Raw genomic sequence first — 15,867 nt, 5'->3', positions numbered from 1 at the left:
ACATATTACATTTTTATTACAAACTATCGAAAAGGTGCATCACGTCACACTTTGCTTTCGTTTTATTTTCGAATTTGCTCGATATCAAACATTCGCATCTCGATCTGTGGCTGAATAGTCCCCAGATAATTTTTCAGGAGCGGAACATGGCGATGGGATGCAAAGAACAGGATGTGATTATTATTGGCGGAGGCGCTACGGGCGCGGGTATTGCCCGCGACTGCGCACGGCGTGGGTTACAAACCCTGCTGCTGGAAAGGCACGACATTGCAACCGGCGCGACAGGTCGTAATCATGGCTTGCTGCACAGCGGCGCACGGTACGCCATGACGGACAGCGAATCGGCCAGGGAATGTATTGAAGAAAACCGCATCCTGAAACGCATTGCTCGCCACTGTATCGAACGCACGGACGGCCTGTTTATCACCCTTCCTGAAGATGATTTAACCTTGCAGAGCGTGTTTATTGCCGCCTGCCAGGATGCCGGAATCAATGCACAGCAACTCAGTCCTCAAGAAGCATTACGCATAGAACCCGCGGTAAACCCTGAACTAATTGGCGCAGTAAGGGTGCCAGATGGCACAGTTGACCCATTCCGTCTGACCGCCGCCAATATGCTGGATGCCAGAGAACACGGTGCCGAAATTCTCACCGGCCAGGAAGTCACCGGCCTTATCCGCAACGGCGATCGGGTTTGTGGAGTGCGGGCTTACAACCATCAAACCCGCGAACATCACGATTTTTACGCCAGCGTAGTGGTAAACGCCGCCGGGATCTGGGGGCAACACATTGCTGAATATGCCGATTTACGTGTGCGAATGCTGCCCGCCAAAGGTTCGTTGCTGATCCTCGGCCATCGCATCAATAACATGGTGATCAACCGCTGCCGCAAACCTGCCGACGCCGATATTTTGGTCCCAGGCGATACCATTTCGCTGATTGGCACCACCTCAACGCCTGTCGAATATGAGCAAATCGACAATATGCAGGTCACCCCGCAAGAGGTCGACATCCTGATTCGTGAAGGTTCAAAGCTGTCACCCAAACTTGCCGCAACCCGTATTTTGCGTGCCTACGCTGGCGTTCGCCCGCTGGTTGCCAGCGACGACGACCCAACCGGACGAAATGCCAGCCGCGGAATTGTGCTGCTTGATCACGCAAAGCGTGACGGCATGGAAGGGTTCATCACCATTACTGGCGGCAAGCTGATGACCTATCGCCTGATGGCGGAATGGGCCACCAACGCGGTGTGTGAAAAAATCGGCAATCTTCAGCCTTGCACCACAGCAACAACACCACTTCCAGGTTCCGAAAGCTCAGCAGAAGAGACGCTCAGAAAAGTCATTTCATTACCGCCGACTATTCGGCGTTCTGCCGTTTGGCGTCACGGTGACCGCGCAGGGAAACTTTTGGCAGGTGACCGCCTGAGCAACAGCCTGGTTTGCGAATGTGAAGCGGTGACCGCAGGTGAAGTTCACTATGCGGTTAACCATCTGTCCGTCAACAATCTTGGCGATTTACGCCGTCGCACCCGCGTGGGAATGGGCACTTGCCAGGGCGAATTGTGCGCCTGCCGTGCCGCCGGATTACTACAACGCTTTGGCAGTTCAACGCCTGCGCAATCGCTTGATCAACTTTCTCTTTTTCTTAACGAACGCTGGAAAGGTATCCGCCCAATAGCCTGGGATGATGCGCTGCGGGAAAGTGAATTCACCGCCTGGGTTTACCAGGGATTGTGCGGCTTGAAAAATGGATCGAAAAAAGGAACACCACAATGAGATTCGATAGCCTGATTATTGGCGGTGGCTTAGCCGGGCTGGTCTGCGGTATTCGCCTCGCAGAAGCGGGCCTACGTTGTGCCATCATCAGCCGTGGGCAAAGTGCATTGCATTTTTCATCCGGCTCGCTGGATTTGCTGGCCGAACTGCCCGATGGCAGCCCGGTGAATTCGCCGTTAAACGCGCTGGATGCTCTGAAACAACAAGCGCCAGAACACCCGTACAGCTTAATGGGCGCGGAAAACGTTCGCCGTTTCGCAGCAGAAAGTGAGGCGCTACTCGCGCGCTGCCATATCCCGCTGCAAGGCAGTTATCAGCACAACCATCAGCGTGTTACGCCGCTGGGAATGCAACGCGCTACGTGGCTCAGCCCCGAAGAAATCCCCACCGCGCCACTGGCGTGGCAACGAATCACCGTGGTGGGCATTGCCGGTTTTCTCGATTTTCAACCCGAACTGGTCGCGGCTTCTCTCGCCCAGAATAATATCGAGGTACGAACCGCCGAGCTGACCCTTTCTGCGCTGGACACATTGCGTAATAACCCCAGTGAATTTCGCGCCGCCAACATTGCCCGCGTGCTGGATATGCCAGAGCAACAACGTTTACTAATTACCGAGCTTAAAACGCTGGCCATCAACACCGATGCGCTGTTTTTACCCGCCTGCCTTGGCAGCGAAGACTCGCAGGCCTGGCAGACCATCAGCCGCCAGTTGCCCTGCGCACTTCGCCTGTTACCCACGCTGCCGCCTTCGGTGCTCGGTATGAGGATGCACCAACAACTACGCCGCCGCTTCCAGCAACTTGGCGGGATAATGATGCCGGGCGATGCGGTGCTGAACGCTGAATTTGAGCAGCAGAACGTCAGCGCGGTTTTCACGCGTAATCATGCGGAAGTCCCGCTGCGGGCCAACAATGTGATTCTTGCCAGCGGCAGTTTTTTCAGCAACGGTCTTGAAGCTAAATTTAGCGGGATTCGCGAGCCGATCTTCGGGCTGGATATTCGCGCTCCGGATAGGCGCGAACAGTGGTGTCACGAAGACTTTTTCAGCCCTCAACCCTGGTTACAGGCCGGTGTTGCCGTTGATGAAAATTTCCAGCCAACACTTCGCGGCCAGCGTGTCGAAAACCTGTATGCCATCGGTTCAATTCTCGCCGGATACGACCCAATTCAACAAGGTTGCGGGGCTGGCGTGTCGATGACGGGCGCATTATATGTTGCCCAGAAAATCCTTGATGCTCAGGGAGGCAACGTATGAGCCTGCTCGATGAAACCAGTTTTGAAAACTGCATTAAATGCACCGTTTGCACCACCGTTTGTCCGGTTAGCCGGGTAAATCCTGATTATCCTGGCCCAAAACAATCTGGCCCGGATGGCGAACGCCTGCGCCTCAAAGATGCCGCGCTTTATGATGACGCACTGCAATATTGTACCAACTGCAAACGCTGCGAAGTGGCCTGCCCGTCTGATGTAAAAATTGGCGATATTATTCAGCGTGCCAAAGCCCGCTACGGTAAATCCACCTTCAATTTACGAGATGCCATTCTCAGCCATACCGACTTGCTGGGCACGCTGTCCACCCCCTTTGCGCCGCTGGTTAACACCGCCACGTCACTCAAGCCGGTGCGTACTCTGCTGGATAAAACGCTGGGCATCGACGGCCATCGCGAATTACCGAAATATTCTTCCGGTACGTTTCGGCGCTGGTATCACAAACAAGCGGCAGCGCAAAAAGCCTTTGCTGAGCAAGTGGTTTTTTTCCATGGTTGTTACGTGAATTACAACCACTCCCAGCTTGGAAAAGATCTGCTGCGCGTGATGAACGCGATGGGATTTGGCGTGCAATTACTGGATCGCGAAAAATGCTGTGGCGTGCCACTAATTGCCAATGGTTTTATCGATAAGGCCAAAAAGCAGGCAGCCATTAACGCCGCGTCTTTAAGTAAAGCGGTGCTTGAACAAGGGCTTCCGGTTATCGCCACCTCTTCCACTTGCACGTTTACCTTGCGTGACGAATACCCGCAGGTGCTGGATGTCGACACGCGCCCAATGCGTGACCATATCGAACTGGCGACAAGGTTTATCTGGAAACAACTGGAAAAAGGACGTGAGTTAAACCTGAAAGCGTTACCGCTACGCATTGCTTACCACACACCGTGCCATATGGAGAAAATGGGCTGGTCGTTGTACACCCTCGATTTGCTGCGTAGTTTGCCTGGCGTAGAGCTGGTGATGCTCGAATCCCAGTGCTGTGGTATTGCCGGAACTTATGGATTTAAAAAGGAAAACTATCAAACGTCGCAAAGTATCGGTGCGCCGTTATTTCAGCAAATTGAAGAAAGTGGCGTCGATTTGGTGGTGACCGATTGTGAAACGTGCAAATGGCAGATTGAGATGTCCACCAGTAAGAAATGCGAGCACCCGATTACACTGTTAGCCCAGGCGCTCGCTTAGCTTTAAAGCTCTATGACATCAACGACATTCACCCAACCATGCTCCGCTGCGACATCCCAGCCATTGAGCCAGCGGCGCAGCATGTTTAATGCCATCATCGCGCACACTTCCTGGCGGGTGCGCAGGTCGTGGCGAGTCACGCTGAATTTCACCTGCAAGCCGTAGGTGCCGCCAGGGGTATGTAGCGCAAAGTTAAGCTGCTCGTCTTCAAGGCTGCCGACCACCAGCGCCACGGTACTTCCGGCGGTGTGAGCGAATGTTTTTGCGCGCTCGGCCACTTGCACCAGCGTTTCAGGGCGCGATGAAAGGACTTCATTGTTACCCAGCGGCGCTTGTGCACTGGAAAGTTGCAAACACAGCAAACCCGCGGTGAATTGTTCGCTCAGCGCAATATTGAGGGACTGCTCGCGCAGGCGTTTTGCCAGTTGCGCAGGCAGCCCTTCTGTCCCTTCAAAAATCGTGCTTTCACCGGCAACATGCTGCACTTGCGGCCAGACGGCTTCCATCTCCGGGCGCAGGCTGGCAGGGCCGGTCAATTTCAGCTCAATAATCGGCATGGATGAGCGATAGCCCATTACCGCGCCTTCCGGCAGGGGAATCGGTTCAAGGCTTTGGGCTAATTCGCTTTCAGAGCGCCCAAAGGTGGTAAGGCGCAGGCAAACTGGCGGTTCCGGCAACTCAAAGCGTGCGCGCAAGCGCGGCAGGATTTGCTCAGCAACCATCACTTTAAATTCAGAAGGGACGCCAGGGGTGAAAAACATCAGGCAGCGGTTAAGCTTTAGGGCAAATCCACAAGCGGTACCTACGGGGTTATCGACCATTTCACTGGTGGCGGGGATTAAAGCTTGCTTGCGATTGCTGGGAGCCATTTCGCGCCCGCGCTCAGCAAAGAAACGCTCCATTTGTTCGAGCCATGGCTGATGCATCACCAGTTCCACGCCTGCGGCGGTGGCGGCGGCCAGCGCACTCAGATCGTCGCTGGTTGGCCCAAGCCCACCATTGACGATCAACACATCAGCCTGTTCGCTGCGCTCTTTGAGCACCGCAATCAAATCGTCAAGACTGTCGCCCACCGTATTGCGGCGCGACATTGGCAAACCCTGGTTAAAAAGATAATCGGCAAGCCAGGCTGCGTTGGTATCAATAATTTGACCATGCAGCACTTCGTCGCCGGTAGACAGCATTTCCACTTTTATCATTGTTGTGCTCCGCGGGAAAAAAACGATTCACTATAACTCAAGCAGACAGAAAATTAATTGGCAGAAATAAAACAGGCAGGTCAAATGAATGTCGGATGTCGCTGCGCTAATCCGACCTACGAAAGCAAAAGCCGTTGTAGGGTGGATAAGCTCAAGCGTCATCCACCATTTAATCCGATCTACAAAATGACAGGGATTTTAGAAAGCAGCGCTCACGCCAACATATGGCCCATCGGCGATCGAGTTATCACGCTCACCATTTTTGTTTTCCATACCGATGTAGCGATAGCCTGCTTCAATGGTAATTGGGCGCATGATTGTCCAACGTGCGCCTGCACTGGCTTCCTGGTAGTTTTCAACACCGCTGGAAAGGGAATCTGGGGAATAATAGTAATCACCGAATACCGCGAAGCTATCGAAAATCTTCCAGCTCAAACCACCGCCAACGGCCAGCGCGTAACCTTCATCGCCATCGTTAGGATTGAGGTAAACCGCACGGCCACCCACGGTACCCATAAATGGACCTAATGGCACATTCAGGCCTAAGCCCAGACCCGCAGTATCACCGTCGTCATCGTTATGTGCGTAGTTACCGGTGAACGCCAGACCTGGGGAATCAGTACCGAAACCCACGACTACGTTAGTGTATTTTTCGCCTGCTTCACCGCCGATGCTGATAGCACTTGCGGATGCAGAAATGAGCGCCAGGCTGGCAGCGCCAGCCAGTAATAATTTGTTCATGTTTCGATCCTTAATAACAAAAAAAGGAGGTCCCTGAAAAAGGATGTCCTTAAAAAAAAACCGATTCTACAGCCACGATTGATGTAATCAACGTGTTAGAAATTCTTTTCGCTATTCGTTTGTAAGAAATTAAAACAGCGGGGATTGCCTGACAGGATTAATGAATAGCAACGATAGAAAATGCCAAATTGCCAGCGGTGCATAATTCCCATAATACTATAGGGGTTATTCTTACTATGATGATTCACCCTTACATTGATAAATGGAGACAACAATGAGCAAAAAAGGATTAACGACTGCATCTGGGGCTCCCGTAGCCCACAATAACAACGTTGCAACCGCTGGCCCCCGTGGCCCAATGCTTTTACAGGATGTTTGGTTTCTGGAGAAACTAGCCCATTTCGATCGCGAAGTTATCCCCGAGCGTCGCATGCACGCCAAAGGGTCTGGCGCATTTGGTACCTTTACCGTAACCCACGATATTACGCAGTTCACCCGCGCGAAAATTTTCTCAGACATTGGCAAAAAAACCGATCTGTTCCTGCGTTTCTCGACTGTAGCAGGCGAGCGCGGCGCCGCTGATGCCGAGCGTGATATTCGCGGCTTCTCAATCAAGTTTTACACCGAAGAAGGTAACTGGGATTTAGTCGGTAATAACACCCCAATCTTCTATTTACGCGACCCGCTGAAATTCCCTGATTTAAACCACGTAGTGAAACGCGACCCGCGTACTAACCTGCGCAACCCCACTTATAAGTGGGATTTTTTCTCGCAAATGCCTGAAACGCTGCACCAGTTAACCATCGATTTTAGCGATCGCGGCCTGCCACGTTCTTATCGTCATATTCACGGATTTGGTAGCCATGCGTTCAGTTTCATCAACAGCGACAATCAGCGTTTCTGGGTGAAATTCCACCTGAAAACCCAGCAACAAATTGCCAATCTGATGGACGATGAAGCCGCAGCCATCATTGCTAATGACCGCGAAAGCGCACAGCGTGATTTATTTGAGGCGATTGAAGGCGGTGATTTCCCACGCTGGAAATTCTATGTGCAAATTATGCCGGAAGCAGACGCGTCACAAACGCCATATAACCCGTTTGATCTGACCAAAATCTGGCCGCACGGCGATTATCCGCTGATGGAAGTGGGTGAGCTGGAATTGAACCGTAACCCGGATAACTACTTTGCTGATGTCGAGCAAGTGGCAATGTCTCCGGCAAACGTGGTGCCTGGCATTGGTTTCTCTCCAGACCGCATGCTGCAAGGCCGCCTGTTCTCTTACGGCGATGCCCACCGCTACCGTTTAGGAGTTAACCATCACCAAATCCCGGTTAACGCACCGAAATGCCCGTTCCACAATTATCATCGCGATGGCGCGATGCGTATTGATGGCAACAGCAGCAATGGCGCAACTTATGAGCCAAATAGCTTCAATGTGTTCCAGGAGCAGCCTGATTTCAGCGAACCACCGTTAAGTATTGAAGGGGCAGCAGACCACTGGAATCATCGTGAAGATAACGACTATTTCAGCCAGCCACGCGCCTTGTATAACCTGCTGAGCGCAGAAGAACATCAGCGCATGTTTAAACGTATCGCCGGTGATATGAAAGATGTTCCCGAGTTTATTCAGGAGCGCCAGATTGCCCTGTTTAGCGAGGTGCATCCGGAATATGGCGCGGGCATTGCCGCCGCGTTAAAAGCTTTGAAATAGTGCTGTAATAGGAAACCGAGTTCGTAGGTCGGGCAAGCGTAGCGCCCCCGACATGAAAGCGAGTGGCTGAAATTAAATTTTAGCCACTCGCTTCACCCATAATTTTAATTGCACCCGCGAAATCTTAATCCCGCCCTGCTTAAGTTCATCAGGCAAACGCAACCAACGCACTGGCTGTTGAAAACGCGCCACTTTTCCCTGTAACCATTCCGTCAGCAGCGACAAATCAAAATCGTCTGCGGCGTCCACCACGGCAACCGGGCGCTGACCAAATTCCACGTCATCAATAGGCACCACAAATGCCTGCTTCACCGCCGGGTGCTGCGCAATAATGCTTTCCACTTCTTCAGGCTGTATCCCTTCGCCGCCGCTGAAAAACAGATTGTCGAGGCGGCCAATAAGAGTCAGGCGATGCTCATTTAACCTGCCGCGATCGCGAGTAGCAAACCAGCCATCGGCATTCACCAGCGGCAGCACTGCGCCCCCTTTCCAGTAACCTGAAGCCAGGCTGTTGGCGCGGATCCACACTTCTTCATCGACTATTTTCACTTCGCGCCCAGGTAGCGCTTCGCCCACGTCGGGCAACCCATCAGCGCGTTTCGCACATACCGTCGAGGCCAGCTCCGTCAAACCATAACCACACCAGCAGTTGATACCTTTGGCTAAAGCAGCTTGCGTCAGTTCCACGGGAATGGCGGCACCACCCAGCAACACCTCACGCAGCGCCTGCGGTGGCGATTGTTCCAGCAAACGCCAGAGTTGTGTTGGCACTAGCGAGGCATGAGTACAACCCTGCAATGCCTCGTTCAACGGATGTAAGTCACGCACTACCAGGCAGCCACCGGCCAGTAACCAGCGCCAGAAAATCCCCTGCCCTGAAACATGGAACAACGGTAGCGACAGCAACCAGCTATCCCGCGCTGTATAGTCCATCACCGCCAGCACACCGGCAGCACTGGCAAGATGCGCGTCTGCGGTATGAACGGCGGCTTTGGGCAAACCGGTTGAACCCGAGGTCAGCGTCATCGATGCGAAGCGCGACGGCTGCCAGTCAGCCTGGTAGCATTCGCCTTCGTTCATCGTTAACGGGTTTATGTCGACCACGAATTGCGCAGCGTCAAAACTCACCGCATGGCTGATCGTCAGGTCAGGCAGTAACTGTTCGAGCAACGCGTTGGGCAACTGCGGATTGAGCGGCAGAACGCGCGCGCCACATTGCAGTAACGCCAGAAACGCTAACAGCATTTCCGGGCTGTTTTTGGAACGCAATGCAACGCCCTGTCCCTCTTGCACACCTTGCTGATGAAAGCCGCCAGCCAGCGCATCAACACGCTGGCCTAGCTCGCACCAGTTGAGAGTTTCATTGCCCAGAGTTAACGCGGCTTCGCTGCCGCGTTTTTGTGCCCAATGTTGCCAGGGAAAATCTTCGAAAATCATTCTTTAAAACTCATCGCACTCGCTCAAGAGATTCCAGAGACCAGCACGGTAACGGGCTGTTTGGCCATTCACGCACCAATTGTGCCTGCATTAATGACAAGGTATCTAAACCCGGTAGCGTTTGTGGTGTTAACCACGCGGCAATGCGCGCCAGTTGAGTCAGCCCGAAGCTTGATTCAATCGACGAACTGATCACCGCAGTCAATCCCAGGGCATGAGCCTGTTCGACCTGCTGGCGAACTTTTGCCAGGCTGCCGGTGAGCGTCGGCTTGATAACCAGCGCCGTTAAGCCAGGTTCGGCGGCAAACGCAAAGTCAGGCTCGCGCAGACTTTCATCCCACGCGATGGCGATCCCCGTTTCACGGGCAAACTCACGGGATTGCTCGCGGGTTTTGCACGGTTCTTCAATAAACGCAATACGCGGGCGGAAGTCCGGGTTGACGTATTTGGCGAACTGCTGCGCTTTAAGCGGCGTCCATCCACGGTTGGCATCAAGGCGCAGACGCAAGTCAGGCATCGCTTCCAGTAGCAGATTAACCACCATGCCGTCGCGCACGGCTTCGTACAAGCCCACTTTCACCTTGGCGATTTTTTCGCCAGGGATGGCGGCTAACATCTCAAACAGTTCATCCGGGTCGCCGGTACACAGCGGTGCTGCGCGGTAATCTGCCGCTTGTGGCAATTCACCACTGATTTCTGCCAGCGCGCAGCTCAGGCCAAAGGCCACAGAGGGCATTTCGGGCAATTCAGTCTCACCGCCCGCTGGCCACGCTTGCAGCCAGGCCAGCGCCACGCTTTGCGCTTCGTCGACGGTTTCAGCGCTAAAACCCGGCAATGGCGAAATTTCGCCAAAGCCTTGTTTGTCGCCTTCCGTCAGGCGCACCAGCAGCCCGTCGCGTGTTTTCAGGCGCCGCTCGCGCAGCACCACTCCCGCATCCATCGGCACCTGAAAGCGCCACAGTTCGACGCGACGCATTACGGGTTCCGTTTAAATTTGCTGAAGTCCGGCTGGCGTTTTTGGTTAAACGCGTTGCGGCCTTCCTGACCTTCTTCAGTCATGTAGAACAGCATGGTGGCGTTACCCGCCAGTTCTTGCAGACCTGCCTGACCATCGCAGTCAGCGTTCAGAGCGGCTTTCAGACAACGCAGCGCCATTGGGCTGTTTTGCAGCATTTCACGGCAACAGCGCACGGTCTCTTTTTCCAGTTCGGCATTCGGTACCACGGTGTTCACCAGCCCCATATCCAGTGCTTCTTTGGCATCGTACTGGCGGCACAGGAACCAGATTTCACGGGCTTTTTTCTGACCGACGATACGCGCCATATAAGAAGCACCCCAACCGCCGTCGAACGAGCCAACTTTCGGGCCTGTCTGGCCGAATACCGCGTTTTCAGCGGCAATAGTCAGGTCACACATCATGTGCAGCACGTGGCCGCCACCGATGGAATAACCCGCGACCATCGCGACAACTGGTTTTGGACAAGTACGGATCTGGCGCTGGAAATCCAGCACGTTCAGATGATGAGTACCACTGGCATCCTGATAGCCGCCGTAATCACCACGGACTTTTTGGTCGCCGCCTGCGCAGAAGGCTTTTTCACCTTCGCCAGTCAGGATGATGGTACCGATGTTGTCGTCATAACGTGCATCGGCCAGCGCGTTAATCATCTCTTTGACGGTCAACGGGCGGAATGCGTTGCGCACTTCAGGGCGGTTGATGGTGATTTTGGCGATGCCGTCAGCCGATTTGTGGTAACGAATATCGCTGTAACCTTCCGAGCAATCCTGCCATTCAATCGGGGCATAGAGCATTTGTTCATCTGGATAAATCATGGTGTTTCCTCGCCAGGTTTTCGTAATAAGTTGAGCAGACAGGCGCTAAAAGCGGCGGGATTTTCCCGATGCGCGTTGTGGCCTGCGGCAGTAATAAGATGCGGTGCCTGGCCTAAGCTGTTTGCCACGGTGCGGAATTTTTCATCCCGCTCACCACACAGGTAGTAAAAAGGCTGCGGCAGTTGTTTGAGCGCCGCGCGTAAATCGGGTTGCTTGCCGAGCGATGTTGCCTCAAGCATTGCCGCAAGACTTGCACCGTTATTCTGGCTACGCAGCATGACAAGTGCTGCGCGCTGTGGGTCGTTAAGCGACTGAAAAACTGCTTGTTGATACCAGTCGTTAAGTACCTCTTTGAGCGGTTCATTGCACAAACGTTGCCCCCAAAGATGGTCGTTGGTTTGCCTTTCCAGGCGGGCATTTTCATCCTCAAGGCCCGGATGGCCCCCTTCGACAACCAGCCCACATAAGCCGGGATTATCCCCCTGGCAAGCATGGACCATCGCCACACGTCCGCCAAGGGAATAGCCAATAAGCCAGTATTTTAGGATGTTGTAACTAAGAAGCGTTTTTCGCAGCAGTTGGTCAACCTGATGAAAGTCGTTCACCGTGATATCGGCCGATTTCCCGTGACCGGGCAAATCAATTCGCAGTTGCGGCCAGTCGATAAAGTTCTCGCTCACCGCTTCCCACTCACGCTGGCAACCTAAGAAACCGTGCAGCCAGACAAGACACGGCAAGGTCGCATCACGCCCTTCGCGATAAACCGCATGCAGGGTCATGCCTGGCTAACCTGCGCCAGTAGATTCTGCAAGGTTTGCGCGCCATCCGTTTCGGGCACGGTCGCTTCAATGATGGTAGTTTGCGGGCTGTGCCAGGCGCGGTTAACCGCATCCTGCAATTCGTCCCAGCTTGTCGGGTTGTGATAGCTAAGGTTAAACATCGCCGCCGCGTGGGCAAAATTAACGTTCTGCGGCATGCAGTAGAAGCGTTCACGTTCGGCCGCAGGTGTTGGCAATAACGAGAATATTTGCCCGCCATTATTATTCACGATCAGCAAAACAAACGGCGCAGAAACCTGGCGTAGTAGCGCCAGCGAATTGAGATCATAGAGCGCAGAGAGATCGCCGACTATCGCCAGCGTTGAGCGGGCGGTAGCGCGTTGCACGCCGGCGGCAGTCGAGAGCAGGCCATCGATACCACTTGCGCCACGGTTGCTGTAGACCGGATAACCGGCAGGAAGTTGGGCAAAGGCGTCCACCAGCCGCACCACCAGGCTGTTGCCAACAAATAGCTGCCCGGCTTCCGGCAATAGTTCAGGCAAACGCGCGGCGATTTGCGCCTCGCCAAATTCAGCTGTGCCCTTTTTCACCGTCTGCTGCGCGAGTTTTGCCAGGGTGGTTAATTTTTCGTCCCATGCGAGGCGTTTTTCAGCCGGATGAAGCTCCAGCCATTGCGCGATATCGCAAGATATTCGGCGTCCGCGATGATTCGCCGGATCAAGCCGGTTGGGTAAGTTATCTACTAGCCAATACTCTTCCGGCTCGCAGGTAGCCTGCCATTGCAGGACACGTTTACCGGTCAAGCTGCTGCCAAACTGGATAATAATCTGCGCTTCGGCAAGCTCGGTGACGGCCTGGCTGTTGCTCAGCCATAAATCCGCACAAGGCAGCGGCTGCCCGGTTTGTGAAAGAACATCGCTAATCAGCGGCCAGCCTAATGTTTTCGCCCATAAGGCCACCTGTTTGCCTTCATCGGCATTCAAACGCCCGGCCACCACCACGCCACGTTTTTGCCGCCAGAAGAACCAGTCGCGCTGTTTCATCACTTCCTGAGCCGCGGCCATGCGCAGCCAGGGTTTATCACTTTGCCACCAGTCGCCAAGCGCCTGTTGCCAGTTGATACCGGTTTCATCAAGCTCACCGTATAGTGGCTCGGCAAACGGACAATTGATATGAACTGCTCCGCCCACCAATTGCCCCATCGCGTTATCAATGGTCGAAACCAACCAGCGCGCGGGAATATCCTGCGTGGGCCGTGGCAAATTAATCGCTTGAGTCGGATGGGAGCTAAAAATTCCGGGCTGGCGAATCGCCTGATTAGCACCGCAATCAATAAGTTCAGGTGGACGATCGGCGGTCAAAACCACCAGTTTTTCCCCCGTCAAACCGGCTTCAATAATCGCCGGATAGAGGTTGGCGACAGCCGTTCCGGAGGTGACGATGATAGCGACAGGAGCCTGGCTGGCTTTTGCCAGGCCAAGTGCCAGATGGCCTAAACCACGTTCGTCAAAGTGCGTATGACAAATAAAAGCCCTATTTTCAGCCGCGCCAAGGGTCAGCGGAGTAGAACGCGAACCCGGTGCCACGCACACATGGCGGACTCCGTGACGAGTTAGCGCTTCAAGAATTACCGTAGCCCAACGGCGGTTAAACGAGCTTATCGACATGATTAAGTCCTGAGTCAATTTTGCTGACTCATTATAATTATAGATGGAATAGTTATTTTGATATGGGTCGGTAATAGTATTTAGAACATCGTTTTCGTCAGCAATGTTCGCAACCCGGCGGCTTTATTTTCTATTTCTTGCCATTCTTCTGCCGCGTCAGAACCCGCAACAATGCCAGCTCCGGCATACAGACGGACAATATGATTAGTGACTTTTGCCGAGCGCAAGGCAACGCAGAACTCAGACTGACGTTGTGACAAATACCCCGCTGACCCCGCGTACCATTCGCGCTCGAATGGTTCATTTTTGTCGATGAAATCTCGCGCCACATCTCGCGGTAAGCCTGCAACAGCGGCAGTCGGTTGCAGCATCGTCAGGCAGGCGGCGTCGTCCGGTTGCGCCAGAACAGTCCAAATGCAGCGACGTAAATGCTGCACTTTTCGCAGGCGCACAATTTGCGGCGGCAGTACGTCGATCGTTCCCACCGTTTTATGCAAACGCTGGCAGATGTCTTCAACAACCAACATATTCTCACGTTGGTTTTTATCATCTTTTAGCAACCACTGCCCCAACGACCAGGCCCGGTGATCATCAGGGTGGTTCGCCACCGTTCCGGCTAATGCTTCAGTGCGTAATGCCGTGTCGATGCGCCGCCATAAGCGCTCCGGGCTTGAGCCGAGGAACGCATTGCTGGCGTCAAACACCATAAGAAAATGATAGCAATTCAGGTTCACCCGACGGCTGGCCGCCATAAAACCCGCCGCAGAAACCACCGTAGTAAATTGCAGATCGGTGGCTCTAGCCAGCACCACTTTGTCGAGTTCATGCTGTTCAATAGCGCTTGTCGCGAGATCGATAAGTTTCAGCCATTCACTCTGTGGCGGAATATGTTGCTCGCCCACACAATTCAGGTGCTGTAGCGGTAATTGTTTGGCTGGCAGGAGTTGTTCAAGGAAAGCCTTTGCGGCGCGCGCGTCTTCCTTTAAGGATGTTTCGCTATACAGATGGAGATGAAGCTGCGCATCGCCACCCGTGCGTCGCCATTCGAGTCTTGGGAGAAATAAAAAACTGGTCGCGGGGTCGAACGCATTGACGCCAGCGATACGAATAGCGGGCTGACCGGCATAATCATCAAGAAACTCTCTCGCCGCTTCTAATGTGTTGAACTGGTGTACCAGGCCAAGTGCGGCAATTTCGTCATCGCCATTACGCTGTTGCCAGTAGAATTGAGGATAAAGCCGTTGAGTAGTCAACCATGCGAGAGCATCTGAGGCATCACTCAAGGTTACGGCAAACGATATTTGCTGTAGTCCTGGCGCATCCGCAAATTCTGCGTTCAATGCAAGTTGTAACTGTTGCAGCGCGACGACAACTGAATTCACGTTTACCTCACCTTCCCTGAAAACCCTTGATTATACGTGGTCATGGCGGCAAAAAAAAATCCCACCCAATAGGTAAGATTTTCTTTAACCGGCACACAACGTATCTATGTGCCGGAATAGCCCTAGCGTCTGGCTAGCAATAGCCCCAACACTAAACCAGCTGCCGCGCCGACACCAATGCCTTGCCACGGTTTGTCATGAACATAATCATCGGCACGATAAACAGCTTTTTTGGCACGATAATAATAATTATCTGACGCATTACTGACGCGCGCTTTGACATCACTTAGCGCCTTTTCAGCGCGTTCTTTCAGTTCAATGTACTTTTGGTCAGCGGGGTCACCTGAGGAACGCAGCACTTCTTCTAACGTTTCGCTCAGCAGAGATAAATCATCATCAAGACGAGATTCATACGGTTGCATCACTGTTCTCCGTTTATAAAAAAAACTCGTCCGCTAACTATAGACAAGATGAATGCTTTTAGCGATTCGCCATCCCAAGGTGTGGGATACCATCTTCGTCATACACATCCGTAACCGGGGAAAAACCAAAGTGAGCATAGAACGCTTGCAGATGCGCCTGCGCGCCTAAATACACAGTAGTTTCCGGCCAGAATTGCTGGCAAGAGGCCATCGCTTGCTCCATCAATTGATAGCCCAGTTTTTCGCCACGCACGCTTTTGTCGATAATCACACGACCAATCACCACCGGTTCAAATTCGCTGTCGCTTTTCAGAATGCGCGCATAAGCCACCAGCTTACCGTCCTGCCAGCCGAGAATATGGCGGTTTTCGCCCAGCAAATCGTCGCCATCAATGTCCTGATAAGGGCAATTTTGCTCGACAACAAACACTTCGTTGCGTAATGCCAAAAGAGTGTAGAGATC

Annotated in this window: 14 protein-coding genes; 4 read left to right on the top strand and 10 right to left on the bottom strand. The window is 53.3% G+C overall.

Features of this window, described 5'->3' with window-relative positions; translation table 11 throughout:
* The first annotated feature begins 146 nt into the window (after window positions 1–146).
* From glpA to glpC, 3 genes are read left to right on the top strand one after another with little or no spacing between them, the layout of a single operon-like run.
* Window positions 147–1,778: an anaerobic glycerol-3-phosphate dehydrogenase subunit A gene (glpA, locus tag MES37_RS06665; protein WP_064548598.1), complete on the top strand. Its 1,632-nt coding sequence runs from the start codon at window positions 147–149 to the stop codon at window positions 1,776–1,778.
* Window positions 1,775–3,034, top strand: a complete 1,260-nt coding sequence (glpB, locus tag MES37_RS06660) for a glycerol-3-phosphate dehydrogenase subunit GlpB (protein WP_064548600.1) — start codon at window positions 1,775–1,777, stop codon at window positions 3,032–3,034. Before glpA ends, glpB begins: the two co-directional genes overlap by 4 nt.
* Window positions 3,031–4,230 carry an anaerobic glycerol-3-phosphate dehydrogenase subunit GlpC gene (gene glpC, locus MES37_RS06655; protein ID WP_064548602.1) on the top strand — a complete coding sequence of 400 codons (1,200 nt, stop codon included), beginning with the start codon at window positions 3,031–3,033 and terminating at the stop codon, window positions 4,228–4,230. The genes glpB and glpC overlap by 4 nt, the downstream gene beginning before the upstream one ends.
* A 2-nt stretch (window positions 4,231–4,232) precedes the next feature.
* Here glpC and MES37_RS06650 read toward each other — a convergent pair whose 3' ends face one another.
* A complete protein-coding gene (locus MES37_RS06650) occupies window positions 4,233–5,429 on the bottom strand; it encodes a nicotinamide mononucleotide deamidase-related protein YfaY (protein ID WP_064548604.1) in 1,197 nt (398 codons plus the stop codon).
* A gap of 198 nt (window positions 5,430–5,627) precedes the next feature.
* On the bottom strand, window positions 5,628–6,170 hold the full coding sequence (locus tag MES37_RS06645) for a YfaZ family outer membrane protein (RefSeq protein WP_064548606.1): 543 nt from the start codon (window positions 6,168–6,170) through the stop codon (window positions 5,628–5,630).
* 274 nt (window positions 6,171–6,444) lie between these two features.
* Between MES37_RS06645 and MES37_RS06640 the strand changes: the two genes are divergently transcribed.
* On the top strand, window positions 6,445–7,884 hold the full coding sequence (locus MES37_RS06640) for a catalase (RefSeq protein ID WP_064548608.1): 1,440 nt from the start codon (window positions 6,445–6,447) through the stop codon (window positions 7,882–7,884).
* Between the two features lie 72 nt (window positions 7,885–7,956).
* Here the strand turns inward: MES37_RS06640 and menE are convergent, their stop codons facing one another.
* From menE to MES37_RS06600, 8 genes are all read right to left on the bottom strand, one after another.
* Entirely contained in the window at window positions 7,957–9,321 is a 1,365-nt protein-coding gene (gene menE, locus MES37_RS06635; RefSeq protein ID WP_064548610.1) for an o-succinylbenzoate--CoA ligase, read from the bottom strand.
* Between the two features lie 10 nt (window positions 9,322–9,331).
* Window positions 9,332–10,297 carry an o-succinylbenzoate synthase gene (gene menC, locus MES37_RS06630; protein ID WP_237930678.1) on the bottom strand — a complete coding sequence of 322 codons (966 nt, stop codon included), beginning with the start codon at window positions 10,295–10,297 and terminating at the stop codon, window positions 9,332–9,334.
* Entirely contained in the window at window positions 10,297–11,154 is an 858-nt protein-coding gene (menB, locus tag MES37_RS06625) for a 1,4-dihydroxy-2-naphthoyl-CoA synthase (RefSeq protein ID WP_237930677.1), read from the bottom strand. Before menB ends, menC begins: the two co-directional genes overlap by 1 nt.
* Window positions 11,151–11,933, bottom strand: coding sequence for a 2-succinyl-6-hydroxy-2,4-cyclohexadiene-1-carboxylate synthase (gene menH, locus MES37_RS06620; protein ID WP_237930676.1), 783 nt, complete (start codon window positions 11,931–11,933; stop codon window positions 11,151–11,153). Before menH ends, menB begins: the two co-directional genes overlap by 4 nt.
* A complete protein-coding gene (menD, locus tag MES37_RS06615; RefSeq protein ID WP_121814100.1) occupies window positions 11,930–13,600 on the bottom strand; it encodes a 2-succinyl-5-enolpyruvyl-6-hydroxy-3-cyclohexene-1-carboxylic-acid synthase in 1,671 nt (556 codons plus the stop codon). The genes menH and menD overlap by 4 nt, the downstream gene beginning before the upstream one ends.
* 80 nt (window positions 13,601–13,680) lie before the next feature.
* Window positions 13,681–14,982: an isochorismate synthase MenF gene (gene menF, locus MES37_RS06610; RefSeq protein ID WP_064548620.1), complete on the bottom strand. Its 1,302-nt coding sequence runs from the start codon at window positions 14,980–14,982 to the stop codon at window positions 13,681–13,683.
* A 122-nt stretch (window positions 14,983–15,104) separates the two neighbouring features.
* On the bottom strand, window positions 15,105–15,404 hold the full coding sequence (gene elaB / locus MES37_RS06605) for a stress response protein ElaB (RefSeq protein ID WP_064548622.1): 300 nt from the start codon (window positions 15,402–15,404) through the stop codon (window positions 15,105–15,107).
* A gap of 58 nt (window positions 15,405–15,462) precedes the next feature.
* Window positions 15,463–15,867 (bottom strand): GNAT family N-acetyltransferase (locus MES37_RS06600; protein ID WP_237930674.1); only part of this gene is annotated, 405 nt, incomplete at its 5' end.

It is taken from the genome of Buttiauxella sp. S19-1 (assembly GCF_022134725.1).
GTDB lineage: Bacteria > Pseudomonadota > Gammaproteobacteria > Enterobacterales > Enterobacteriaceae > Buttiauxella > Buttiauxella ferragutiae.
Note: the sequence above shows the minus strand (reverse complement) of the source record. Positions and strands in the feature narration are given on the sequence as shown.

What these genes read in the sequence shown, in the direction of transcription:
- glpA (WP_064548598.1), top strand. Translation starts at nt 147, where the DNA reads ATGGCGATGGGATGCAAAGAACAGGATGTGATTATTATTGGCGGAGGC.
- glpB (WP_064548600.1), top strand. Translation starts at nt 1,775, where the DNA reads ATGAGATTCGATAGCCTGATTATTGGCGGTGGCTTAGCCGGGCTGGTC.
- glpC (WP_064548602.1), top strand. Translation starts at nt 3,031, where the DNA reads ATGAGCCTGCTCGATGAAACCAGTTTTGAAAACTGCATTAAATGCACC.
- MES37_RS06650 (WP_064548604.1), bottom strand. Translation starts at nt 5,429, where the DNA reads ATGATAAAAGTGGAAATGCTGTCTACCGGCGACGAAGTGCTGCATGGT.
- MES37_RS06645 (WP_064548606.1), bottom strand. Translation starts at nt 6,170, where the DNA reads ATGAACAAATTATTACTGGCTGGCGCTGCCAGCCTGGCGCTCATTTCT.
- MES37_RS06640 (WP_064548608.1), top strand. Translation starts at nt 6,445, where the DNA reads ATGAGCAAAAAAGGATTAACGACTGCATCTGGGGCTCCCGTAGCCCAC.
- menE (WP_064548610.1), bottom strand. Translation starts at nt 9,321, where the DNA reads ATGATTTTCGAAGATTTTCCCTGGCAACATTGGGCACAAAAACGCGGC.
- menC (WP_237930678.1), bottom strand. Translation starts at nt 10,297, where the DNA reads ATGCGTCGCGTCGAACTGTGGCGCTTTCAGGTGCCGATGGATGCGGGA.
- menB (WP_237930677.1), bottom strand. Translation starts at nt 11,154, where the DNA reads ATGATTTATCCAGATGAACAAATGCTCTATGCCCCGATTGAATGGCAG.
- menH (WP_237930676.1), bottom strand. Translation starts at nt 11,933, where the DNA reads ATGACCCTGCATGCGGTTTATCGCGAAGGGCGTGATGCGACCTTGCCG.
- menD (WP_121814100.1), bottom strand. Translation starts at nt 13,600, where the DNA reads ATGTCGATAAGCTCGTTTAACCGCCGTTGGGCTACGGTAATTCTTGAA.
- elaB (WP_064548622.1), bottom strand. Translation starts at nt 15,404, where the DNA reads ATGCAACCGTATGAATCTCGTCTTGATGATGATTTATCTCTGCTGAGC.